This is a genomic window from Actinoplanes sp. NPDC051513 (assembly GCF_044454685.1).
In the GTDB taxonomy this organism is placed as follows: domain Bacteria; phylum Actinomycetota; class Actinomycetes; order Mycobacteriales; family Micromonosporaceae; genus Actinoplanes.
This window is the reverse complement of sequence record NZ_JBITDW010000002.1, coordinates 541,688-564,552: the sequence shown is the minus strand read 5'-3', so window position 1 is coordinate 564,552 and position 22,865 is coordinate 541,688. Positions and strand designations below refer to the sequence as shown.

Below are 22,865 nucleotides of genomic sequence, written 5' to 3'. Positions count from 1 at the left end.
ATGTATCCCACGCATTGCTGGTACGTCGCCGCGACCAGCGCCGAGGTCACCGGAACCCCGCTCGGCCGGCGCTCGCTCGACCGCGGGCTGGTGCTCTACCGCACCCCGGCCGGCCGGGCCGTTGCGCTGGAGGACCGGGACGCCCACGCGCCGTACCCCCTCTCGCTCGGACAGCTCGAGGGCGACCTGATCGTCTCGTCGTACTCGGGCTTCGCCTACGCCCCGGACGGAAGGTGCGTCCGGGTGCCCACCCAGGCCTCGGTGCCGTACGACGCCCGCGTGCGCGCCTACCCGCTCGTCGAGCAGGACGGCCTGGTCTGGGTGTGGTTCGCCGACGCCGGGCTGGCGGGGTTGCGGCAGCCGCCGCGCGCGCCGTGGCTGGCCGATCCGGCATGGACCACGTTCGGCGACGAGTGGACCACCCACGCCGGGGCGCTGCTGCTGCACGAGAACTTCGCCGACATCACGCATGTCGCCGTCGTGGACCCGATCATCGCGCCGCCGGCGTTGTCGGCCGGGCCGGTACCGCGGCTGGACGTCGAGGTGTCGGAGACGTCGGTGGGTTTCTCGCGGGACTATCCGCCGGCGCCGCTCGCCAAATGGCACGCCCCGCTGGTCGGCGCCGCCGACGACGAGGCGTTCGCGCAGCGCGAGGAGGGGCGCTTCGTCACCCCGGGGCTGTGGGTGGACAGCTGGCACGTGTACGCGGGCGAGGACACGTTCACTTTCCGCTTCACCCACGGTGTGACGCCGATCGACGCCACGACGACCCGGCACGTGTGGCGGGTCAGCCGGAACTTCGCTCCTTCCGCCGACCTGACATCGCTGTTCCACGAGTACTACCGCCGCGTGCGCGAAATCCTCGAGACCATGCAGCGGGTGCTGGATCAGGACGGGCCGCGCCCGCTCGTCCGGGTCGCCACCGACGCCGCCGCCATCCAGGTCCGCAAGATCGTCGGCCGCATGATCGCGGACGAGAAAGAGGGCTCATGAAAGGCTTCTTCTATCCGCGTACGGCGAGCGGCGACTCGTCGCTGATCCCCAGCCCGCCCTGGTTCTACTCGGGTGACCTGCTGACCGTGGAGTACCGGACCGATCCGGCGCGGGTGGCCGAGCTGCTCCCGGCGCCGCTGCAGCTCGCCCCTTCCGATCCCGGCGCCGTCGCGATCATCTGGGCCGATTGGCAGTCGTGCTCCGCCGGTCGCGCCGAGCTCCTGGATCCGGTGCGGTCGCAGTACAAGGAGGCCTTCGTCGTGGTGCGGTGCAGCTTCGAGGGGCAGGTCTACTCGCGCTGCGTCTACATCTGGGTCGACAAGGACTTCGCCATCGCGCGCGGGCTGCACCAGGGGTATCCGAAGAAGCTGGGGTCGATCTGGCAGACCCGGCCGCACCCGTTCGCGCAGGCCGCGCCGCAGATCGGGCCGGGCGGGACGTTCGGGGCGACGCTGGCCGCGGGCGACCGGCGGATCGCGGAGGCGGTGCTGACGCTGCGCTCGCCGGCGGAGACGAACGGGTTCGTCAACGGGCATCCGATGGCGCACCACCGCTACTACCCGGGCATCGAGCGTGGGGCGCCGGACGCGTACGCGGAACTGATCTCTTCGGGGGCGTCGTCCTTCCAAGGAGGCCAGGCCTGGACAGGCGACGTCGAGCTGCGGCTCTTCGATTCGCCGACCGAGGAGCTGGCACGCCTCTCCGTCGACGAGATCATCGGCGGCTATTACCGGCAGGTCGGCGTCGGGTGGGACGGCGGAAAGACGCTCGCTCAGCTTTCCAAGGAGGACGCGTGATTTCGGTAGAGGGGGTCCAGGTCGACCCGCGGCACTGGATCGGCGGGCGGCGGATCTCGGCGGATCGGACATTTCCCGATATCTCGCCGATCGACGAAGTCTTCCTCGGCGATATCGCAGCGGGCGGGGCATCCGAAGTGGACGCCGCCGTTGCCGCCGCCCGCTCCGCCTTTCCCACCTGGGCCGCGCTTTCCGCCGTCGAGCGCGGCGCGATCCTGCGCCGGGTCGCCGACGGCATCGACGAGCGCCGGGAAGACCTGGCCCGGGTGGAGACCCGGGACAACGGCTCGCTGCTGCGCTCGCACCGCCGGGGCGTGATGCCGCGGGTGGCGATGAACTTCCGCTTCTTCGCCGACTACGCCGAGAAACTTTCGCACCCGGACCTGGACGTTCGCGGCCATCGGGAGCGGATCACCTACGACCCGGCCGGCGTCACCGCGATCATCACGCCGTGGAACGCGCCGCTCATGCTGGCCACCTGGCGGATCGGGCCGGCCCTCGCCGCCGGCAACACGGTCGTGCTCAAGCCGCCGGAGTGGGCGCCGCTGACCGCGTCGCTGCTCGCCGACATCGCGCACGAGGCCGGGCTGCCCGCCGGTGTGTTCAACGTCGTGCAGGGCACCGGCGCCGAGGCGGGCGCGCCGCTCACCCGCCACCCGGGGATCAACCGGCTGTCGTTCACCGGCTCGGTCCCGACCGCCGGGGTGATCGCCGCCGCGGCGGCGCCGAACATCGTGCCGCTCTCGTTCGAGCTGGGCGGCAAGTCGCCGCTGCTCGTATTCGGTGACTGCGACCTCGACCTCGCCGTCGACCTGGCCGTCGAGCAGTTCGACAACGCCGGGCAGGTGTGCCTCGGCGCGTTCCGGATGCTCGTGCAGCAGAGCATCGCGGAGGAGTTTCAGGCCCGGGTCGTCGCGCGGGCCCGCGCGCTGGTGCTGGGCGACCCCCGCGACGAGAAGACCGACGTCAGCGCGCTCGTCAGCCGGCCGCATTTCGATCGGGTCAGCGGCTTCGTCGCACGCGCCCTGACGGGCGGTGCACGCGCCGTGCTTGGCGGCGGGCCCAACGCCGAGCTCGGCGGCCTCTACTTCTCGCCGACGATCCTGGTCGACGCGAAGCCCGGCAGTGAGATCCTCACCGAGGAGGTCTTCGGCCCGGTGCTGACCATCCAGACCTTCGCCGACGAGGACGAGGGCGTGCGGATGGCCAACGAGACCCGCTTCGGGCTGGCCGCGACGCTGGTGACCGGATCGTCGTCCCGCGCCGAACGGGTGAGCGCCCGGCTCGACGCCGGCACGGTCTGGGTGAACTGCTTCTTCGTCCGCGACCTCGGCGCTCCCTTCGGCGGCAACGGCAAGTCCGGCATCGGGCGCGAGGGCGGCACGTACTCGTTCGACTTCTACTGCGATGTCAAGAACACGGTGTTCAGCCCCAACGGATGGAAGGAGAGCTCACATGGGTGAGGTTGTCGGGGCCGGGCTGATCGCCCATGTGCCCACGATCGTCCTGCCGGAGGAAACGCGGCGCGAGCTCAACCACGGCGAGGACTCGACGCTGGTCTCCGGCCTGCACCGGCTGCGGAAGGAGGTCTTCGACGTCCTCGACTACGACACCGTCGTGGTCCTCGACTCGCACTGGGCCACCACCGTCGAGTTCGTGGTGACCGCCCAGCAGCGCCGGGCCGGGCTGTTCACCTCGGAGGAGCTGCCGCGCGGCATGTGCCGGCGGCCGTACGACTTCCCGGGCGACCCGGCGCTGGCGCACCTGATCGCCTCGAAGGGCGCCGAGCACTCGACGTGGATCACCGCGATCGACGACGACCACCTGCCGATCTTCTACGCCACCACGAACCTGTGGGAGTTCCTCGGCCAGGGGCTGCCCGAGAAGCGGTGGATCTCGATCGGGGTGTGCCAGACCGCGGACACCGAGGACAACCTGCGGCTCGGCCGCGCCCTCGGCGATGCGATCGCCTCATCCGACCGCAAGGTGCTGCTGATCGCCTCGGGCGCCATGTCGCACACGTTCTGGCCGCTGCGAAAGTTGCGCGACCACGAGGCCGCCGGAGCTTCGCACATCTTCACTCCCGAGGCCTACGCGGCCGACATGGAGCGGCTGTCCTGGTTCGCCAAGGGCGACCACGCCCGCGTGCTCGACACCATGCCGGAGTTCTACAAGTACAAGCCCGAGGCCCGTTTCGGGCACTACCTCATGATGATCGGCGCGCTCGGCGAGGGCGACTGCACCGCCACCGGCCGCCAGTACAGCGAGTACGAGAACTCCGTCGGCACCGGCCAGGTGCACCTCTGGTTCGACCGCCCGTCCGGCGGCTTCCCCCGTCCGCGCCGCACCGCGCCGGACCCCGACTACCTTCGCCAGACGGCGTGAAAGGTTTCCAAGAAATGCGCGAAACCCGCCGCATCCTGCTGGACGGCAACGTCGTGGACGCCGAGCGACGGGGCGACGAACTGGTCGCGTACGACGGCCGCGCCGTCAAGATCGCCGACGCCGTCCACCTGCCCCCGGTCGTTCCCTCGAAGATCATCTGTGTGCACCTGAACTACCGGTCGCGGGTCGACGAGATGATGACTTCACTCCCGGCCGCGCCCACCTATTTCCACAAGCCGGTGTCGGCGCTCAACGCGCACGACTCCGCCGTGGTGCGGCCGGCCGGGTGCAAGTGGCTCAACTACGAGGGCGAGATCGGCATCGTCATCGGCCGCACCGCCCGCAACATCTCCCCCGCCGACGCCGGCGACCACATCCGCGGCTACACCGTCGCCAACGACTACGGCCTGCACGACTTCCGGGACACCGATGCCGGCTCGATGCTGCGGGTCAAGGGGGCGGACACGCTGTGCCCGCTCGGGCCGGGACTGGTCGAGGGCTGGGACTTCCGCGGCAAGCAAATCCGCACGATCGTCAACGGCCAGGTGCGGCAGGACGGCAACACCGACGAGATGAACTGGGACATGCACTACCTGGTCGCCGACATCGCCCGCACCATCACACTGCAGCCGGGCGACGTGCTGCTGTCGGGGACGCCGGCCATCTCGCGCACGGTCTATCCCGGCGACGTGGTCGAGGTGGAGGTCGAGGGGCTCGGCACGCTGCGCAACCACATCGTCGAGGGACCGACCCCCATCCGTACGGATGTCGGCGCGCAACCCACCGAAAGCGAAGAGGTCCTCTCCACCGCTCAGGGCGGGGATTGGGAGTTCCGCGGCATCCGCCCACCGAGGCGCGGCTGATGACCGGCGGCCTTCCCACCAGCAGCCCTCCCAGCGGCGGCCCTCCCAGCGGCGGCCCTCCCAGCGGCGGCCCTCCCAGCGGCGGCCCTCCCAGCGGCGGCCCTCCCAGCGGCGGCGAGGAGCGGGAAGCGGTCGCGGGGATCCGGCGGCCGGTGATCACCCCGCGCGACGGCAGTGTGCTGACCGAGATCGCCTGGGCGGGCGCGGCGGACGCCGACGCCGCCGTCGCCGAGGCCCGGCGCGCGTTCGACCACGGTCCCTGGCCGCGGATGGCCGCCCGCGAGCGCGGGGAAATCCTGCTTCACTTCGCGGACCTCGTCGAGCGGCACCGGGACGAGATCGCCCGTCTGGTCACCCTCGAGATGGGCAAGCCGATCACGTACGCGAACGAGATCGAGCTCCGCGCCCTGGTCCGCTGCCTGCGCTTCTACGGCGGTCTGGCCGACAAGACCGCCGGCGAGACCCCGCCGACCGCCGAAGGCGAGCTGGCCCTGGTCACCCGGGAGCCGGCCGGCGTCGTGGCGGCCGTCGTGCCGTGGAATTTCCCGCTCACCATCGGCGGCTGGAAATTCGCGCCGGCGCTCGCGGTCGGCTGCACGGTCGTCCTCAAGACGGCCGAGCAGTCGCCGCTGTCGATGCAGCGGGTCGCCGCGCTCGGCCTGGCGGCGGGCCTGCCGCCGGGCGTGCTCAACGTGCTCTCCGGCGACGGCGCGACCGTGGGCCGCCGCCTGGGCGAGCACCCGGACGTCGACGTGCTCACCTTCACCGGCTCCACCGCGGTCGGGCGGCACTTTCTGCGCTACGCGGCCGACAGCAACGTCAAGCGCGTGCATCTCGAGCTGGGCGGAAAGTCGCCCAACATCATCTTTCCGGACGCTCCCGACCTGAAGGCCGCCGCCGACACGGCCGCGTGGGCGGTCTTCTTCAACTCCGGTGAGATGTGCACGGCCGGGTCACGTCTTGTCGTCCATCGCGACGTCGCCGACGAGGTGGTCGACCGGATCGTCGAGTCCGCGGCCGCGTGGCAACCGGACGATCCTCTGCTGCCCTCGACCCGGATGGGCCCCCTCGTGGACGAGCGCAGCCTCGACCGCATCCTGGCCCAGCTCGCCCGGGGAATCGAGCAGGGCGCATCCCTGCGGCTCGGCGGCAACCGCACCCGGAACAGCGGCCCGTACCTGGAACCCACGGTCGTCACCGGCGCGGCGCGGGGCAACGTCCTCGTCCGCGAGGAGCTGTTCGGCCCGGTTCTCGCGGTGCAGGTCTTCGACGACGAGGACGAGGCGCTGCGGATCGCCCACGACACCGACTTCGGCCTGGCCGCCGCCGTCTGGACCGCCGACCTCGGCCGGGCGCACCGCATGTCGCGGCGGCTGCGGGCCGGCACCGTCTGGGTCAACTGCTACGAGGAGGGCGACATGACCGTGCCGTTCGGCGGCGTGAAGCTTTCCGGCAGCGGCCGCGACAAGTCCCGCCACGCCCTCGACCAGTACACCGACCTCAAGACCACCTGGATCGCGTATGGCTAGGCGGCCGCTGATCGTGATTCCCGCCCGTTTCTCGGCGAGCGCGTCCGCGCTGCGTTTCCGGGCGGACGTCAACGCGTACAAGTTGATCGAGGCCGTTCATCAAGCCGGCGGCGAGCCGATCACCTTGCACCCCACCCGGCCCGCCGACGACGACGAGGTGCGAACGCGCATTCACTTCGCGGACGGCGTGCTGCTGCCCGGCGGCGGCGATCTGGATGCGCGCTGGTCCGGCCAGCAGGCGCACCACAGCCAATCCGACGTCGACGATGTGCAGGACGCATTCGACCTGGCCCTGGCCCGGGTCGCTCTCGAGGACCGGATCCCGCTGCTGGCCATCTGCCGTGGCCTGCAGGTGGTCAACGTGGCCCGCGGCGGCGACCTGATCCAGGACCTCCCGGCGGCACACCGCCGCGTTCACATCGTGGGCGAGCTGACCGTCTCCTGCTACCACCACCAGGGCATCGGCCGTCCCGGCAAAGGGCTGCGGGCGATCGCGTACGCGGACGACGGCACCATCGAAGAGCTGGCGCTCGACGAGCACGAAGGGTGGTTCCGTGGCGTGCAATGGCATCCGGAGGACACCGCCGACACCGATCCGGGTCAGGCGGCGTTGTTCGAGGGGCTCGTCCGGGCGGCGCTCACCCGGACAGGCCGGTCTCCTCGATCGTGGTGACGATCTCGCGCAGGCTGTGCGTCATGCCCCTGGTGTCGCCGCTGGAGAGCCGCCCGACGACCTTGGTCTCGATGGCGTTGAACTTCGGGTAGAGCTCCTCCATCAGCGCCCGGCCCTCGTCGGTGAGGTGCAGCTCGACCAGGCGCCGGTCATCGGTGCGCCCGACCCGCGAGATCCAGCCGCGCGCCTCGAGGGTCTTGGCCACCCCGGTCAGCGTCGCCTTGGAGATCGCGGCGGCCTCGGCGGCGTGCCGCGTCTCCATCCCGTCGAAGATCCAGACCACCCAGAGGACGACCCACCCGGTCCAGGTCAGGTCGTACGGCCGCAGCAGCTCGTTCCAGATGTACGACCGCACCGCGTTCGCCGCGCGGTAGATGCTCGACACGGCGTGCGCGGCCTCGAAGTCGAGGCCGAGCGATTCGACGTGTTCGCGCATGGCGCGCTCGGTCTCGACGAGACGGGGGAGGTCGGTCATGGAAACGATCGTACGGTCCCGCGCGCGGGAAACTATTGACACAATCGTTTGGGTCCGTACGATCTGCTGTGACGCCCGGCACAATCACCCCTGTTGAGGAGTTGAGCCCATGCTCGCTGTCGACGCGCACGCCATGGAGGCCGCGCAGGCGGAGCTGACCGAGCAGAACATCGACGTGGTCCGGCTGGCCTACAGCGACCTCATCGGCGCCGAGCGCGGACGCGACCTGCTGGTGCGCCATTTCGCGCGCACGGTCGGCGACGGCGTGGCGTTCTGCCGCTCGATCTACGGCACCTCCCCGATGGGCGACGTGGTCGACATCGACGGCGGCCTCTCCGCCGGGCTGCCCGACGTGCTCGCCGTGCCGGACCTCTCGACCCTCCAGCACGTGCCGTGGGAGCCCGGCGTCGCCCATGTCATCGCCGACGTCTTCAACCCCGACGGCACCCCGTCGCAGGAGAGCCCGCGCAACGTGCTGCGCCGCGTCGTCGACCGGTTCGCCACCCTCGACATGAAGCCGATCATCGGCCCCGAGCTCGAGTTCTACGTCATGCAGGAGAGCGCGTCCGCGCCGAACGGCTGGAAGCGCTACGGCGAGGGCACCGGCAACGTCTACACCGCCGGCTACAAGGGCGACCCCGAGAACACGCTGCTCGCGTCGCTGCGCAAGCTCGAGGCGTACGGGCTCGACGTCGTCGCCGCCAACCACGAGTTCGCCTCCGGCCAGTTCGAGATCAACCTCTGGCACTCCGAGGCTCTCGACGCCGCCGACCGGGCGTTCCGTTTCAAGAACGCGATCCAGGAGCTCGCCCGTATGCAGGGCAAGATGGCCACGTTCATGGCCAAGCCCTTCAACGACGAGGGCGGCTCCGGATTCCACCTTCACTTCTCGGCCTGGTCGCCCGACGGGGTGGCGCTCTTCGACGACCCGCAGGGCGAGGACGGCCTGTCCCAGGTCGGGCGCTCGGCGATCGCCGGCATTCTCGCCCACGCGCCCGCCATCACGGCGCTGCTCAACCCGACCGTCAACTCGTACAAGCGCTTCGGCCCCGACACGCTCGCGCCGTGGCTGATCGACTGGGGCCTCGACAACCGCAGCGCCATGGTGCGCATCCCGCCGGAGCGCGGCCGGGCAGCCCGTCTCGAGCTGCGCCTCGGTGACGCGTCGGCCAACCCGTACCTGGCCACCGCCGCGCTGATGGCCGCCGCGTACCTCGGCATCCGCGACAAGCTGGAGCCGCCCGCCAAGCTCGAGGGTTACGGCTACGACGTCACGAAGGCGGCGAAGCTGCCGGCTGACCTGCCGACGGCGATCGCCGCGCTGGAGGCGGACGCCGAGCTGGCCGGCCTGCTCGGCCCGCAGTTCATCGCGACTTTCCTGGCCTACAAGCGCAACGAGCTCGAACGTTTCGCGAGCTGGGTGACCGACTGGGAGTTCCGTGAGTACAGCTACCACCTCTGACCGTCGCGTCCTGGTCGTCCACCACGACCACGCCTCCCCCGCCGGGCCGGTGGCCGACCGCTTCGCCGAGCAGGGCTTCGAGGTGGTCGACCACCTGGTCGTGCCGGCCGAGTCGTTCCACGCTCCCGGGGTGGCGGCGTCCTTTCCGGATTTCCCGGGCTTCGACGCGGTAGTGCTGCTCGGCTCGCCCTGGTCGGCCTACGACGCGCTCGTCGACAGCTGGGTGGCGCCCGAGATCGCCCAGCTGCGGCGAGCCGACGCGGCCGGCGTGCCGGTGCTGGGCATCTGTTTCGGCGGCCAGCTGCTGGCGGCAGCGCACGGCGGTGGCGTGGCCGCGTCGCCGTCGCCGGAGGTTGGCTGGGCCGACATCGAGACCGACGACTCCGCGGTGGTGCCGGCCGGGCCGTGGTTCCAGTGGCACTACGACCGGTGGACGCTGCCGCCGGACGCGACCGAGCTCGCCCGCAACACGGCGGCGTCGCAGGCTTTCGTGCTGCGCCGGAATCTTGCGCTGCAGTTCCACCCCGAGCTGACGGCGCCGTCGCTGGCCGGCTGGCTGGACAACGGCGGCGCGGCCCTGGCCGCGTCGCAGGGCATAGACGCAGCGTCACTCACCGAGCGCACCGACCAAGAAGGACCCGATTCCGTACGGCGTGCGCGCGCCCTCGTCGACGGTTTCCTCAAGTTCGTGGCCGCCCGCTGACAGCGCCGCGCCCATCGGGCACTATGCCGTCGTGACTCAGGCGACGCTGCAAACCGCACGGATCCGGCTCGTGCCGTTGTCCGACGACCATCTCGACGGCGAGGCCGAGCTCGACGCCGATCCCGAAGTCATGCGCTACCTGGGCCCGCCCCGGCAGCGGGCCGAGGTCGAGCAGTACCACCGGCGCCGGCTGGCCGCGGCCGATCAGGTTCCCGGCCTCGGCTTCTGGGCCGGCCTGGTCGACGGGTCGTTCGTCGGCTGGTGGATCCTCGAACCGCCGCAGCGCGCCGATCAGGGACCGGTCGACGGTCAGGCCGAGCTGGGATACCGGCTGCTGCGCCGGCACTGGCGTCAGGGCCTGGGCGGTGAGGGCGCGCGCGAGCTGGTCCGGCACGGCTTCGAGGATCTGGGCCTGCACCGGATCTTCGCCGAGACGATGGCGGTGAACGTGGCGTCGCGGGCCACGATGAGCTCCGTGGGGTTGAGCTACGTGCGCACGTTCCACCTCGAGTTCGACGATCCGCTGCCGGGCACCGAGCAGGGCGAGGTGGAGTACGCGATCACCCGCGACGAGTGGCTCGCGCGCTCAAAGGGCTGAGGGTCACCGGGGGGTGGCGGCCCTCGAACGCCTGCTCCAGCTCGGCGGCAACGGCTCTATCGGGCCCGTACCCCGGCGAGCAGCAGCTCGACCAGCCGGGAGGCCAGCTCCCGCTGACGCTCCTCGGCGGCGATCAGGGTGATGCCGCCCAGGGCCATGAGCAGGTCGTTCGGCTCCAGGCCGGTGCGGATGCCCGGGCCTTCGAGCAGCGCGGCGATCGTCTCGCGCAGGCGGTCGCGGGTCTGCTGGCGGTCGTCCTCGGAGGTCAGCACCGCGCGCAAACTGTCGCCGAGGCCACGCTTGGTGGCCATGAAGTCGACGAAGGTCTCCATCCAGTCGCGCAGTGCGGGCACGCCGGGGCGGCGGCGGGCCAGATCGGCGCCGACCGCGCAGAGATGGTCGACCTCCTGGCGGTAGACGGCTTCGACCAGGGCCTCGCGGGTGGGGAAGCGGCGGTAGACGGTGCCGATGCCGACGCCGGCCTCGCGGGCGATCGCCTTGAGTGAGGCGCCGGTGCCGTCGCGCTCGAAGGCGCGCGCCGCCACCTCGAGGACACGGTCGTGGTTCTCCTGGGCGTCCGCGCGCATGTCGCCTCCATCACCTGCCGCCGGTTGCTAACCGGACCGGGGTCCGGTTAAGCTTCTTGCAAGCGGACCGGGGTCCGTTTACGACTGTAGCAAGGAGTGAAAGCCATGTTCGACGCGACTTCCACCGCCGCCGACGTCCTCGCCGGGGTCGATCTGACCGGCAAGCGCGCGATCGTCACCGGAGCGTCGTCCGGAATCGGGCTCGCCACCGCGCGGGCGCTCTCGGATGCGGGCGCCGAGGTCACGCTCGCCGTCCGGGATGTCGAGGCCGGGCGCCGGGCCGGGTTCGGGCGGGCCGCCGCGCTCGACCTGGCCGACCTCGCCTCGGTGCGGCGCTTCACCGCCGGGTGGGACGGCCCGCTGCACATCCTGGTCAACAACGCCGGCATCATGGCGACGCCGCTCATGCGTACGCGCGAGGGCTGGGAACTGCAGTTCGCGACCAACCACCTGGGGCATTTCGCGCTGGCGCTCGGCCTGCACGACGCCCTGGCTCCCGGCGCGCGCGTCGTGGCGGTCAGCTCGGTCGGCCACGTCAACGGCGAGGTGCTCTTCGACGACCCCAACTTCGAACGGCGCCCCTACGACCCGTGGGCCGCCTACAGCCAGTCGAAGACCGCGAACATCCTCTTCGCCGTCGAGGCCGCGAAGCGCTGGGCGCCCGGCCACATCGCGGTCAACGCCCTCAACCCGGGCCGCATCTGGGGCACCAACCTCGGCCGCCACATGGACGCGCCGCCGGCCTCGTTCGACCCGGCCGGCGCCACCGGGGTGTCGGTGAAGACCGTCGAGCAGGGCGCTGCGACGTCGGTGTTGCTGGCCGCGTCGCCGCTGGTGGAGGGCGTGACCGGGCGCTATTTCGAGGACTGCCGGGAGGCCGTGCCCTACACCCCGGGTGTGCGGCGGGGCGTCGCCGAGTACGCCCTCGACCCGGCGAAGGCCGCCCGGCTCTGGGATCTCTCGCTCGACCTGATCGGCGGCTGAGCTCGCGTATCTGTCCGGCAACCCGGTCCCTCTTAACCGTGGCGCAACCTCTACCGGCGCAGCGACCCGATCGGCGGCGAGATCTTCCAGCGGTACCCGGCGCGGGCGCTCGGACCCACGCCGCCGCACGCCGAGGTGCGCGCGGGCGACAACAACGATGTCGACCGCCAGCTGTTCGACCCCAGCAGTGCGGCGCCGCCGCCGGAAACCTCCCGCACGGCCGTCCGCTGACCGCTGTCAGGGCCGTATCAGCGCCCTGTGCGCCCGATGTCAGCACCCCGCGGCACTCTTCCTCCCGAAAGCCTTCGACGAGGGGGGAGAAACATCATGAGCGATCTCGTGGTACGTGCGGAGGGGCTCCGCAAACGATTCGGGACGACACAGGCGCTCGACGGCGTGGACCTGGCGATGCGCCGCGGCACCGTGCTGGGCGTGCTCGGGCCCAACGGCGCCGGCAAGACCACCGCGGTGCGGGTGCTGGCCACGCTGCTGCGCCCGGACGCGGGGCACGCCGAGGTGGCCGGCATCGACGTGCTGCGCGAGCCGCAGCGGGTCCGCCGCCGGATCGGGCTGACCGGGCAGTACGCGAGCGTCGACGAGGACCTGACCGGCACCCAGAACCTGGTGCTGATCGGCCTGCTGCTCGACCTCACCGCCAAGGACGCGAAGCGGCGGGCGGGCGAGCTGCTCGCCTGGTTCGACCTCACCGAGGCCGCGGGCCGGCCGGCCAAGACGTACTCGGGTGGCATGCGCCGCCGGCTCGACCTGGCCGCGAGCCTGGTCGGCCACCCCGAGGTGATCTTCCTGGACGAGCCGACCACCGGCCTCGACCCGGCCAAGCGCGAGGACATGTGGGGCGTCGTGCGCACCCAGGTCACCCAGGGCGCCAGCGTCCTGCTCACCACGCAGTACCTGGAGGAGGCCGACGCCCTCGCCGACGAGATCGTGGTGATCAACAAGGGGCGGGTGATCGCGCACGACACGCCCGACGGGCTCAAGCGCCGCGTCGGGGGCCTGACCCTTCGCGTACGCCCGGCGGACGCGACCCGGCTCGGCGACACGGTGGCCGTGCTCAACGGCGTGGCGTCCCCGGGCACGCAGGCCAGCGCGGACACGGCCGCGGGCGCCCGGCCGGGCGCGGTCTCGGTGCCGGTCGCCGACGACACCGCCCTCGACTTCGCCGTGCCGGCCCTGCGCCGCGCCGGCATCGAGGTCATCGAGCTGGGTCTCGACCTGCCGAGCCTCGACGAGGTCTTCCACTCCCTGACCGGCGACACCGACACCACCGAGGCCAAGGAGGCCGAGCTCGTATGACCACCCTCGACCTGCCCGTGCGTCCCGTCACCGCCGATATCGACCGGCCTCGGGGCGGCGCGCTCGCCGCGCTGGTCCGGCACAGCGTCGCGCTCGCGCGCCGAAGTTTGATCAAAACGATGCGTACGCCGGAAGCGCTGATCGACGTGACGCTGCAGCCGGTGATCTTCCTGCTGTTGTTCACGTACCTGCTCGGCGGCGCCATCTCGGGCGGCGACCGGGCCGGCTACCTGCAGTTCCTGCTGCCCGGCATGCTCGCGCAGTCGCTGGCGATGGGCGGCATCGCCCTCGGCCAGAACCTCAACGCCGACATCGAGAAGGGCGTCTTCGACCGGTTCCGCTCGCTGCCGGTGGCCCGCTCGGCGCCGCTGGTCGGCGCGGTCGCCGCCGACGTCGTCCGCTACCTGACCGTCTGCCTGGTGATGCTGGGGTTCGGCTACGTGATGGGCTTCCGGGTCGAGACCGGCTTCCTGCCGGCCGTCGCCGCGGTCAGCCTGTCGATCGCGTTCGGCCTATGCTTCTGCTGGATCTCGGTGTGGGTGGGCATGCTGGTGCGCACCTCGGGCGCCGTACAGGGCGTGATGTTCCTGCTGGTCTTCCCGCTGTCGTTCGGCAGCAACGTGTTCGTGGCGACCGACACGCTCCCGGGCTGGCTGCAGGGCTTCGTGCAGGTCAACCCGATCACCCCGCTGGTCGGCACCATCCGCGGCCTGCTCATCGGCGGTCCCGTGGCCAGTCACCTGGTCTGGACCCTGGTCTGGATGGCGGGCTTGCTGGTGGTCTTCGTCCCGCTGGCGCTGAGGGCCTACTCCCGGCGCGCCTGAGGCTCAGCCTTCAGTCCGCTCCAGGGTGGCGGCGGGGTGGTTGGAAGGGCCGGGGATCCGGCGCCGGCAGCGCCTCGCGACGCAGCCGCGCCGGATCGACCTGGGTCAGGGCCGTCTTTCCGTCCAGCTTCCACCCCATGTCGTACGCGTCGGCGAAGCCGTCCTCGCCCAGCGCGCGCCGACCGCGCTCGGCCAGCTCGTGCACCATCGGCTCGGTCATGTCGTGGGTGCCGCGCAACCGGGACGCCGCGCCCAGCATCCGGGCGGCGTCCCGGTGCCGGCCACGCAGGCCGGCCAGCCCGGCCGCGGTCACCGCCACCAGCGAGAGGATCGGCATGTCCCGGCTCTCCACCGCTGCCGCGTACGCCGGGCCGAGGGCCCGCTCGGCGCCGTCCGGGTCGCCCATCTTGACGCAGAGCGCGGCCCGGACACTCCCGACGAGCGCCCGGCCGTGATCGCCGGCGAACGGCATCCCCCTGCTCATGCCCGCCTCGGCGAGCGCGAGCAGCTCCTCCGCGCGGTCCAGGTCGCCGATGCGCAGCCACAGGCCCGCCTCCAGCGCGTCGACCAGGATGATCATCTCGGGCGAGGCGGAGCGCAGCGCCCGCTCCCGGGCCACGGTGATCATCTCGATGGCCTCGGGGGTGTCGCCGCGGCGCAGCTGCAGGTCGATCCAGCGCAGGTCGATGAAGATCTCGTCGCTGAGGCTGAGCGACCCGAACTCGCGGGCGAGCGACCGGGCGCGGCGCAGGTCGGTCAGCGCGCCGTCCAGGTCGCCCTCGTACTGCCGCAGCTGGGCGCGCATCGGCAGCGAGGTGGCCAGCCCCCAGCGGTCGCCCGTCCGTTCGAAGGCCTCCAGCGCGCCGGCCACGTCCTGGCGTACCTGATCGACGTCGCCGTTGTTCTCGGCGAACTGCGCCCGGAACATGCGCGCGAGCCCGGCCAGCCACGGGTCCGGCCCCTCGACGATGCGCTGGATGATCGCCAGCGACGCCTCGGCCTGCTCCAGGAACGCGAGCGTCACCGCCGTCAGCGCGCCGGCCAGCCCCGGCAGCTCGGGGTAGGCGGTCAGCCGCGCCGCGAGCGCCCGCATATCGTCCTGGCGCTTGCGGCCCTCCTCGTCCATCGCCGCGCCGCGGCTCCCGATCTGGTTGAGCAGCAGCACCGCCACCGCGCAGTCCCGGTCGAGCGACGACGCTCCCGCCGGCACTTCGAGGGCCTCGCCCAGCCAGTACGCGGCGTCGGTGTGCCGGCCGAACATCTGCCAGAACCAGGCCAGGCTCAGCGCCAGCGCGACCGCGCCGTCACCGTCGCCGGTGTCGCAGAGGTGGCGCAGGGCGGCGAGCGCGTTGTCGTACTCCCCGCGCAGCACCCGCAACGCGGTGAGCTGCCCCCGCCCGCGCAGCTGGGGGTCGTGGCGGGCCACCAGCGCGGCGAAGTAGCGGGCCGCCAGGGCGCGCACCTCGCCCTCGGTCCCGTTCTCGCCCAGCCGCGCGATGCCGTACTCGCGCAGGGTCTCCAGCATCCGGTAACGCCCGGCGTCCGGCGCCAGCTGCAGCAACGACTTGTCCACCAGCGCGGCGAGCAGGTCGGGAATCCCGGCCGCGGCGACCCCCGGGCACAGCGCGACGGCCGACGCCTCGGTGACCCCGCCCGGCAGCACCGAGATCCGCTCGGCGACCGTACGCTCGTCGTCGCTGAGCAGGTCCCAGCTCCAGGCGATGACCGCCCGCAGCGTGCGGTGCCGCGGGTAGGCCGTGCGGCTGCCGGTCGTGAGCAACCGGAACCGGTCGGAGAGCCCGTCCGCGAGCTCGGCCAGCGACAGCGTCCGCAGCCGGGCCGCGGCCAGCTCGAGCGCGAGGGGCATGCCGTCCAGCCCACGCACGATCCGGACGATGTCGTCCAGCGTGCCGGCCTCGACGTCGAAACCCGGCCGCACCGCCGCCGCCCGCTCGGTGAACAACCGCACGGAGGCCGTCCGCCGCGCCTCCTGCACGGTGTCGTCCGGCTCGGGCAGCGTCAGCGGCCCGAGCGGCACCAGCGCTTCCCCGTCCACCGCGAGCGGCTCCCGGCTGGTGGTCAGCACCCGCAGCTCGGAGCACCGCGGCAGCAGCGCCGCGATCAGGTGCGCGACCGCGTCGATCAGGTGCTCGCAGTTGTCGACCAGCAGCAGGCTCTCGCGGCCGTTGAGCTCGTCGGCCAGAACGTCGATCTCGTCGCCCTCGAGCTTGAGACGGCCCGAGGTCTCGAACAACGCGGCCCCGCGCAGCCCGATCGCGGCCATCAGCGCGGCGCCCACCTTGGCCGCCTCGGTGACCGAGGAGAGGTCGATGAGCCAGGCGCCGTCACGGTACTCGTGGCGACGGCGGCGGGCGGCCTCCAGCGCGAGCCGCGTCTTGCCGGCCCCGCCCGGCCCCACGACGGTGACCAGCCGCCCGGCGGCGAGCGAGCTGTCGATCCGGGCGAGGTCGTCGTCGCGCCCGATGAAGCTGGTCAACGGCGCCGGCAGATTGCTCGGCGGCAGCTTGGCCGGCGGCGGGTTGCTCGCGGCCGGCCGCTCCGGCCCGGGCTCCTCCCGCTCCGGCTTCCCTCGCGCGGGCTCCCCCGGTGCAGGCGCCCCCGGTGCGGGCTCCCCCGGTGCGGGCCCCCTCGGTGCGGGCCCCCTCGGTGCGGGCCCCCTCGGTGCGGGCCCCCTCGGTGCGGGCCCCCTCGGTGCGGGCCCCCTCGGTGCGGGCTCTTGCTGCTCGGGCGCGCGGAGCAGGCGCAGGTGGCGCTCGCGCAGCGCGGTGCCCGGGTCGGCCCCGAGCCGGTCGGCGAGGTCCTCGCGAACCCGCTCGTACAGGGCGAGAGCCCCCGCCTGGCGGCCCTGCGCCGCGAGGGCGTCCATCAGCAGGGCCGCGGCCCGCTCGTCGATCGGGTTCTCGGCGAGCAGGGCGGTCAGCCGGCTGGCCGCGGCGGCGAAATGTCCCAGCGCCAGCTCGGCCTCGGCCAGATCGGCGCGCGCCTCGGTGTTCGCCCGCGCCAGCCGGACGGCGACCCCCGGCGCGACCGCGGCGATCACGGCCGGCTCGGCGCCCGGCTGCCCCGCCCAGCAGGCCACGGCCTCGGCCAGCAGCACGGCCGCGCCCGCCGGGTCGCCGCCGCGCAGCCGCTCGCGCCCGTCGGCGGCCAGCCGCTCGAAGCGCAGCGCGTCGACGTCTGCGGGCGTCACGTCGAGCCGGTAGCCGCCGCCGGTCTGCGTCACGGCCCCGGCCGCGCCGAGCATCTTGCGCAGCCGCGACACCAGTGACTGGAGCGCGTTGGCCGGCTCCCCCGGCCGCTCGTCGGGCCAGAGCGCGTCGACCAGCGTCCCCGGCTCGACGGCGCTGCCACCGGCCAGCGCCAGCCTGACCAGAAGCCCGCGCACCCGCGCTCCGGGGACCGGCACGGCGGTATCGCCCCGGCAGACCGCGAAGGCGCCGAGCAGCGTCACCCGCAGCCGTACACCCACGTCCCCGTCACCGCCCACACGCCGATCCTCTCGCGTGCATGCTCGCGCGCCCAACCCGCCCCGCGCGATCACCCTCTCAGCGTCGTCACAGCTGCCCGCGCCCATGTCGCCGTCCGGGTGGGACGAGCGGCCGATTAGAGTGTCGGTCACCACGGACGCGCGTCCCCGGGAGGTGGCCTTGTCGAGCGGACCGGCCCGCGACGCGCCGCACGAAGAGCCGCCGGCGCCCCGTACGCGAAATCGGTCGTGGGCAAGGACGGCGCTGAGCCTGACCGCCGCTTTGGCGGCCGGCGGGGTGTTGCTGCTGGCGCCGCCCAGCCAGGGAAAATCTTCCTCCGCGCCGCCGTCGGCCGGGCTCGTGTGGCCGCGCGCGCAACGCGGGAGCGTTCCCGCCGATCTGCCGGACGGCGACCCCTACACCCCGGCCTGGTTCATCGATGCCCGCACATCGATCGGCACGGCGCTGAGCCGCGACGGCGCGTGGCTGCGGCTGGTGCTCCGCCCGGCCGACGGGCCGCCGCGGCAACTGCGGCGCCTGCCGGTCCGCGACGACCCGTCGTTCGCCGCGGTCGCGGTCAGTGGCGACGTCGCGGTCTGGGCGGAAGGCCACGGCGACCGCAACCCGCAGCTGTGGACCGTCAACCTTCGCGACGGGCGCCCGCCGCGCCTGCTGACGGCCGACACCGGCGACGCGCGTTTCTACCAGTCCGAGTACGACCTGGTTGTCGCGGACGGCCGGGTGCGCTGGGTGGCCGCCGCCGACCACGACGTGACCGAGGTGCGGTCGGTGGCGCTGACCGGCGGCGCGGTGCAGGTCACGGCCGCGGCGGGCACCTGGCAGCTGTCGGCGTGGCCGTGGCTGGTCGACGGCGTCACGAAGGCTGCCGGCGCGACCAGGCTCAGAAACCTGGTCACCGGGCAGGAGCAGGCGGTGTCGCCGAGCCGCCGGGCGGTGACCAACTGCAGCCCGCGCTGGTGCCGGGTCGTCTCGCTGACCGATGACGGCCCGCGCATCGATCTGATGCGCCCCGACGGCACGGACCGGCACAAGGTCGCCGGCGGCACGGTGGAGACCGTGGTCTCCGACGTGGGCGCGCTGGACCGCTTCGAGGTGTACGCGAGTACCGGCGGCAACGCCGACCTGACCGGCAACGTGCAACTGCTGCTCTACGACATCGCGGGCAAGCGGACGGTCCAGGTCAGTCCCGACGCCGCCAACGTCGTCTACCGCGGCGGGGTGTTGTGGTGGTCGACCGGAACGCAGGATCTGTTCCTGCGGCACAGCCTCGACCTGCGAACCATCTGAGTCCGGTGTCGGCCGGTCAGTCGTACGGCTGCTTCGGCTCGGTGATCTCCTGCCAGGACTTCACCTGGACGTACGCGACGTCGGCCTTGTTCACCGGGTCCTTGCCGATCCGGCTGCTGTAGACGCCGTCGACCTGCACCCAGCTGTCGGGGGCGGCGTCGACCGTGGTGTCGCCGTCGAGACCGACCTTGATCGGGCGGCCGTCGGCGGCGCAGCAGGTCAGCACGATCCGGGCCAGCATCGGACGACCGTCCGGGCCGGTCGTGACGAACCCGCTCATCCGCACCGTACGGCCGGTGAGGCTCTTCCCGCCGTCGAACACCGCCCGGGAGGCGTAGTCGAGCAGGCTGATCGGGGCAGGATCGCCCGGCGGCAGCGGCGGGTAGTCGGAGTCGGCCGGTGCGGCCAGCACGGTGCCGGCCTGCCCGGCCGAGTAGGCGCCGAGCGCCGGTGGGGCGATGAGCAGCAGACCGAGGACGGGCAGGATGAGCAGCCAGCCGACCTTGGGCTCGTGGTGCGCATGCCCGTGCCCGTCGTCGTGCTGATGGGTGGTGGCGGTGCGCAACTCGTACCAGATGGTCATGATCGCCGTGGCGACCAGCAGCGCGCCGGCCACCAGCAGGAACGGCCGCAGGCCTTCCTTGACGTAGCGCAGGAACATGTCGGTGACCGTCGCGCGGATGATCGCGCCGCCGAACAGCAGCATGACGACCGCCTGGCTCAGCCGGCTCACAACAGCACCGCCCCGAACCCGGCGCCGATCAGGACGGCCGCCGCGAAGGTGGCCGGCGCGAACCGGAACGCGAACCGCCGGCCGAACACGCCGGCCTGCATGGAGATCAGTTTCAGGTCGACCATCGGGCCGACGACCAGGAACACCAGCCGCGCGGTGAGCGAGAACTGCGTCAGCGACGCGGCGACGAACGCGTCCGCCTCGCTGCAGATCGACAGCAGCACGGCCAGCACCGCCAGCGCGATCACCGACACCACCGGATTGCCGGCCAGGCTCTGCAACCACTCCCCCGGGACCACCACGTTGATCGTGGCCGCCGCCGCGGCGCCGACCACGAGGAACCCGCCCGCGTGCATCACGTCGTGCCGGCAGGCCGCCCAGAAGGCCCGCGCCCGGGAGGTGTCGTCGAGATCGGGGCGATGCGGCAGCCGGATCCACTCGGTCTTGCCCAGCCGCAGCCAGAGCCAGCCCATCGCGACGGCGACGACCAGGCTCGCCGCGCCGCGGGCCACGGCCATCTCGGGCTTGCCGGGAAAGGCGATCACCGTGGCGGTCAGCACGATCGGGTTGATGGCCGGAGCGGCCAGCAGGAACGCCAGCGCCGCCGCGGGCGTGACCCCGCGCCGGATCAGCGACCCGGCGATCGGCACGCTGCCGCACTCGCAACCGGGCAGGATCACCCCGGCCACCCCGGCGGCGGGAACGGCCAGGGCGGGATGACGGGGCAGCGCTTTCGCCCAGAACGAGCGCGGCACGAACACCGCGATGACCGCCGACAACACGACCCCGAACACCAGGAACGGCGCCGCCTGCACCAGAACCGAGACGAAGACGGTCGTCCAGGTCTGCAGCCGGGCCCCGGAGACCAGACCGCTCAGCGGCCCCCGGAAGACCACCAGCAACACCAGCAGGATCGCCAGGACCTCCAGCGACCCGAGCCTGCGCTCCCGGCCGGGCCGTCGCGCGGGCGGCGGGTCGGAGGCGGCCGGGCCGGGCGGCTCGATGGCCCAGTCGATGTCTTCGGCGTTCACGCTGCGGGAGCCGGCCACGCCGCCGGGTGGGGTCAAAACCGTTCTCCCTTTCGCGATCGTGACAAGAGCCGCTTCAACCTACCGGCTTCCGGCGCTCCGGCAAGGCCGCCGCGGCACTCGATCGGGTCGCATTCATCGAATGAGGTATATGCGCATATGTTCATTCATGCGGCCGGGCTCCCGCCGCACTCACAGTGACCGCGCAGTTCGAGGGCGGCGGGACCTTCCAGCCGCCCGAGAGCCTGCGCTGGCTGCGCGATCTGCTCGGGTAGCGCGCAGGTGGCCGCCGGATCAGTTGGCGAAGAGGCCGGCCTCGCGGTCGTCCTCGAGGGTGGCGTCGTCGATCTCCCGCCGCAGCACGTCGGCCTCGAGGACCGTGCCGCCCGGCGTGAGGGCGTCCACGAGGTCCGGCAGTACCTCGGACAGCTGCCAGGCCACCGCGACCGCGTCGCCGCCGGCGAACACGGCGATGCTGTCGAGAGCGTCGTCCCCGATCGTCAGCCGCACCTGCCCGGCGGTCATGGGCTTGTTGCGCGCCCCGTCGTCGAGCCAGCTGCCGTACTGGTCGGCGGTCGTGGCGCCGGCCAGGTCGAGCACGACGGCCCTGATCTTCTCCGCGCCGCCCAGTCCGAGGATCAGCTCCCGGGCCTCGGGGTTGTCGAGCAGAACGGCCAGCTTGCGGATGTCGGTCATCGCGCTTCTCCCTTCCGTTGCCCGTAAGACCGGACAGCCGCCCGATCCGTGACACCATCCGGGGCGGGCCAGGGCAGGACGGTCAGCTCGGGCCACTGCTCGCGCCAGCGGGCGACCTTGGTCTCGTAGACCGAGCGCGGCGCCAGGACCGGGTTCGGGCGCAGCACGAGGTTGAAGACGTCGGAGAGGCCGTGCGGGGCGTAGACGCGCCAGCGGCCGTCCGGCTCCAGGCGGACTCCCAGGCAGCACGTCGTGGCCGCGAACGAGTCGATGGCCGCCTCCGAGGAGACGTAGGGCGGGCACGCGACGCCGAACTTCTGCTCGTACCAGAGGTGGACCCGGGCCTCGTTGCGGACCTCGACCTCGGCGGGCAGGCCGGCGAACGCGCTCCGGGCCGCCGTGATCACGCGGTCCTCGGCCTCCCAGGACAGGTCGCTGTCGTCGAAATAGAAGACGTCGTAGTCCCTGATTCCGCTGGTGGGAGGCCGGCCGGTGACGACGTTCCAGACGGTCTGGAAGAGGCAGCCGGCGGTCACGTACCAGCCGGGCAGGCGCAACGCGGCGGTGCGGGCAAGCACCTCCAGCAGAACCTCGTTGCGCGAGAGCGCCGAGCGCAGGGCCACGATTTGCTCGTCCAGCGGGAGGCGACCGTTCACACCGGACAGCCAACCATGTCAGCCCTCGACGCCGGTGGCGGTATGGGCGCTGCCCACCGGCTTCGACTGGGAGGAGCCGCGCTGGCGCAGGTAGATGGCGAAGATGGCCATCGACGCGACGGCGAGCAGCTCGGACTGCCAGTTCTGCAGCGTCCGGTTCCAGAAGTCGGGGTTGGTCAGGTAGCCACCCCAGCTGACGGGGTCCTGCAGGTCGGCCAGCTGCCGTTCGTTGTAGGCGATCCGGCCGGTGATCGACTGGCCGAGCCAGGACAGGACGAAGATCAACAGCATGACCAGGCCGAGGGAATTCGAGAACAGCCACAGCCGTACTCCGCGGGTCCGCGCCCACGCGGGCGAGTTTCCGTCGGCGAAGGCGCCGATCTTCTGGTCGCGCTCGGATTCGCGGCCGGCCTTGCCGAGCTCCTTGGACTCCGGCGAGCCCTTCTGGACGAGCCAGACGGTCAGGTAGATGTAGAGGAAGAACTGGAGGTACTCGGACTGCCAGTTCTCCAGCACGTCGACGCCGAAGCTCGCCGACGACACGTACCGCCCGAAGGAGACCGGGGGAAGGCCGTCGGTCAGTTGCTGCTGGTTGTAGTCGGCGTGCCCGGCGAGCGCCTGCGCGACCAGGACGACGACGAACAGCGACCCGAAGACGAGGCCGAGCGAGTTCTCGCGGGCGAAGCGGAGGAGACGCGTCATCGGTGCAGCACCCCCAGCACGGTGAAGTACGCGAGGCCGGCGGCGAGCACCACCACGAGCAACCAGA

Annotated in this window: 23 protein-coding genes; 14 read left to right on the top strand and 9 right to left on the bottom strand. The window is 72.2% G+C overall.

Annotated elements, in window-relative coordinates; translation table 11 throughout:
* From ACIA5D_RS07865 to ACIA5D_RS07835, 7 genes are read left to right on the top strand one after another with little or no spacing between them, the layout of a single operon-like run.
* Positions 1 to 993, top strand: coding sequence for an aromatic ring-hydroxylating dioxygenase subunit alpha (locus ACIA5D_RS07865; RefSeq protein WP_396029092.1), 993 nt, complete (start codon positions 1 to 3; stop codon positions 991 to 993).
* A complete protein-coding gene (locus tag ACIA5D_RS07860) occupies positions 990 to 1,790 on the top strand; it encodes an acetoacetate decarboxylase family protein (protein WP_396029091.1) in 801 nt (266 codons plus the stop codon). Before ACIA5D_RS07865 ends, ACIA5D_RS07860 begins: the two co-directional genes overlap by 4 nt.
* Positions 1,787 to 3,253, top strand: coding sequence for an aldehyde dehydrogenase (locus tag ACIA5D_RS07855; RefSeq protein WP_396029090.1), 1,467 nt, complete (start codon positions 1,787 to 1,789; stop codon positions 3,251 to 3,253). The genes ACIA5D_RS07860 and ACIA5D_RS07855 overlap by 4 nt, the downstream gene beginning before the upstream one ends.
* On the top strand, positions 3,246 to 4,175 hold the full coding sequence (locus ACIA5D_RS07850) for a 3,4-dihydroxyphenylacetate 2,3-dioxygenase (RefSeq protein WP_396029089.1): 930 nt from the start codon (positions 3,246 to 3,248) through the stop codon (positions 4,173 to 4,175). The genes ACIA5D_RS07855 and ACIA5D_RS07850 overlap by 8 nt, the downstream gene beginning before the upstream one ends.
* A gap of 14 nt (positions 4,176 to 4,189) precedes the next feature.
* A complete protein-coding gene (locus ACIA5D_RS07845) occupies positions 4,190 to 5,038 on the top strand; it encodes a fumarylacetoacetate hydrolase family protein (RefSeq protein ID WP_396029088.1) in 849 nt (282 codons plus the stop codon).
* Positions 5,038 to 6,567: an aldehyde dehydrogenase family protein gene (locus tag ACIA5D_RS07840; protein ID WP_396029087.1), complete on the top strand. Its 1,530-nt coding sequence runs from the start codon at positions 5,038 to 5,040 to the stop codon at positions 6,565 to 6,567. Before ACIA5D_RS07845 ends, ACIA5D_RS07840 begins: the two co-directional genes overlap by 1 nt.
* Positions 6,560 to 7,240 carry a gamma-glutamyl-gamma-aminobutyrate hydrolase family protein gene (locus ACIA5D_RS07835; protein ID WP_396029086.1) on the top strand — a complete coding sequence of 227 codons (681 nt, stop codon included), beginning with the start codon at positions 6,560 to 6,562 and terminating at the stop codon, positions 7,238 to 7,240. The genes ACIA5D_RS07840 and ACIA5D_RS07835 overlap by 8 nt, the downstream gene beginning before the upstream one ends.
* Here ACIA5D_RS07835 and ACIA5D_RS07830 read toward each other — a convergent pair.
* Entirely contained in the window at positions 7,206 to 7,715 is a 510-nt protein-coding gene (locus ACIA5D_RS07830; protein ID WP_396029085.1) for a MarR family winged helix-turn-helix transcriptional regulator, read from the bottom strand. The two genes, ACIA5D_RS07835 and ACIA5D_RS07830, sit on opposite strands and share 35 nt — an antisense overlap.
* A gap of 109 nt (positions 7,716 to 7,824) precedes the next feature.
* Here ACIA5D_RS07830 and ACIA5D_RS07825 point away from each other — a divergent pair, with 109 nt between their 5' ends.
* From ACIA5D_RS07825 to ACIA5D_RS07815, 3 genes are read left to right on the top strand one after another with little or no spacing between them, the layout of a single operon-like run.
* Positions 7,825 to 9,177 (top strand): glutamine synthetase family protein, encoded by a 1,353-nt coding sequence (locus ACIA5D_RS07825; RefSeq protein ID WP_396029084.1) that lies wholly within the window; start codon positions 7,825 to 7,827, stop codon positions 9,175 to 9,177.
* Entirely contained in the window at positions 9,155 to 9,880 is a 726-nt protein-coding gene (locus tag ACIA5D_RS07820) for a type 1 glutamine amidotransferase (protein ID WP_396029083.1), read from the top strand. The genes ACIA5D_RS07825 and ACIA5D_RS07820 overlap by 23 nt, the downstream gene beginning before the upstream one ends.
* 31 nt (positions 9,881 to 9,911) lie before the next feature.
* Positions 9,912 to 10,478 carry a GNAT family N-acetyltransferase gene (locus tag ACIA5D_RS07815; RefSeq protein WP_396029082.1) on the top strand — a complete coding sequence of 189 codons (567 nt, stop codon included), beginning with the start codon at positions 9,912 to 9,914 and terminating at the stop codon, positions 10,476 to 10,478.
* Between the two features lie 56 nt (positions 10,479 to 10,534).
* On the opposite strand, the gene ACIA5D_RS07810 is transcribed toward ACIA5D_RS07815, so the two are convergent.
* Entirely contained in the window at positions 10,535 to 11,065 is a 531-nt protein-coding gene (locus ACIA5D_RS07810; protein WP_396029081.1) for a TetR/AcrR family transcriptional regulator, read from the bottom strand.
* Positions 11,066 to 11,170: 105 nt separating this feature from the next.
* Between ACIA5D_RS07810 and ACIA5D_RS07805 the strand changes: the two genes are divergently transcribed.
* The gene (locus ACIA5D_RS07805) at positions 11,171 to 12,049 is read left to right on the top strand and encodes an SDR family NAD(P)-dependent oxidoreductase (protein WP_396029080.1); all 879 of its coding nucleotides are present in this window, start codon (positions 11,171 to 11,173) and stop codon (positions 12,047 to 12,049) included.
* A gap of 50 nt (positions 12,050 to 12,099) precedes the next feature.
* On the opposite strand, the gene ACIA5D_RS07800 is transcribed toward ACIA5D_RS07805, so the two are convergent.
* Positions 12,100 to 12,267 carry a hypothetical protein gene (locus ACIA5D_RS07800; protein ID WP_396029079.1) on the bottom strand — a complete coding sequence of 56 codons (168 nt, stop codon included), beginning with the start codon at positions 12,265 to 12,267 and terminating at the stop codon, positions 12,100 to 12,102.
* Positions 12,268 to 12,376: 109 nt separating this feature from the next.
* Here ACIA5D_RS07800 and ACIA5D_RS07795 point away from each other — a divergent pair, with 109 nt between their 5' ends.
* Positions 12,377 to 13,363, top strand: coding sequence for an ATP-binding cassette domain-containing protein (locus ACIA5D_RS07795; protein ID WP_396029078.1), 987 nt, complete (start codon positions 12,377 to 12,379; stop codon positions 13,361 to 13,363).
* Positions 13,360 to 14,187: an ABC transporter permease gene (locus tag ACIA5D_RS07790; protein ID WP_396029077.1), complete on the top strand. Its 828-nt coding sequence runs from the start codon at positions 13,360 to 13,362 to the stop codon at positions 14,185 to 14,187. The genes ACIA5D_RS07795 and ACIA5D_RS07790 overlap by 4 nt, the downstream gene beginning before the upstream one ends.
* A gap of 10 nt (positions 14,188 to 14,197) precedes the next feature.
* Here ACIA5D_RS07790 and ACIA5D_RS07785 read toward each other — a convergent pair whose 3' ends face one another.
* Positions 14,198 to 17,695, bottom strand: coding sequence for an AfsR/SARP family transcriptional regulator (locus tag ACIA5D_RS07785; RefSeq protein ID WP_396029076.1), 3,498 nt, complete (start codon positions 17,693 to 17,695; stop codon positions 14,198 to 14,200).
* 160 nt (positions 17,696 to 17,855) lie between these two features.
* Here ACIA5D_RS07785 and ACIA5D_RS07780 point away from each other — a divergent pair, with 160 nt between their 5' ends.
* Positions 17,856 to 18,983: a hypothetical protein gene (locus ACIA5D_RS07780; RefSeq protein ID WP_396029075.1), complete on the top strand. Its 1,128-nt coding sequence runs from the start codon at positions 17,856 to 17,858 to the stop codon at positions 18,981 to 18,983.
* Between the two features lie 16 nt (positions 18,984 to 18,999).
* On the opposite strand, the gene ACIA5D_RS07775 is transcribed toward ACIA5D_RS07780, so the two are convergent.
* From ACIA5D_RS07775 to ACIA5D_RS07755, 5 genes are all read right to left on the bottom strand, one after another.
* The gene (locus tag ACIA5D_RS07775; RefSeq protein ID WP_396029074.1) at positions 19,000 to 19,716 is read right to left on the bottom strand and encodes a TIGR03943 family putative permease subunit; all 717 of its coding nucleotides are present in this window, start codon (positions 19,714 to 19,716) and stop codon (positions 19,000 to 19,002) included.
* On the bottom strand, positions 19,713 to 20,720 hold the full coding sequence (locus ACIA5D_RS07770) for a permease (RefSeq protein WP_396029495.1): 1,008 nt from the start codon (positions 20,718 to 20,720) through the stop codon (positions 19,713 to 19,715). Before ACIA5D_RS07770 ends, ACIA5D_RS07775 begins: the two co-directional genes overlap by 4 nt.
* Positions 20,721 to 21,038: 318 nt before the next feature.
* Positions 21,039 to 21,440 carry a YidB family protein gene (locus ACIA5D_RS07765; RefSeq protein ID WP_396029073.1) on the bottom strand — a complete coding sequence of 134 codons (402 nt, stop codon included), beginning with the start codon at positions 21,438 to 21,440 and terminating at the stop codon, positions 21,039 to 21,041.
* Positions 21,437 to 22,096, bottom strand: a complete 660-nt coding sequence (locus ACIA5D_RS07760; protein ID WP_396029072.1) for a nucleotidyltransferase family protein — start codon at positions 22,094 to 22,096, stop codon at positions 21,437 to 21,439. Before ACIA5D_RS07760 ends, ACIA5D_RS07765 begins: the two co-directional genes overlap by 4 nt.
* 18 nt (positions 22,097 to 22,114) lie before the next feature.
* Positions 22,115 to 22,798 (bottom strand): DUF6766 family protein, encoded by a 684-nt coding sequence (locus ACIA5D_RS07755; protein WP_396029071.1) that lies wholly within the window; start codon positions 22,796 to 22,798, stop codon positions 22,115 to 22,117.
* Positions 22,799 to 22,865: the final 67 nt, after the last annotated feature.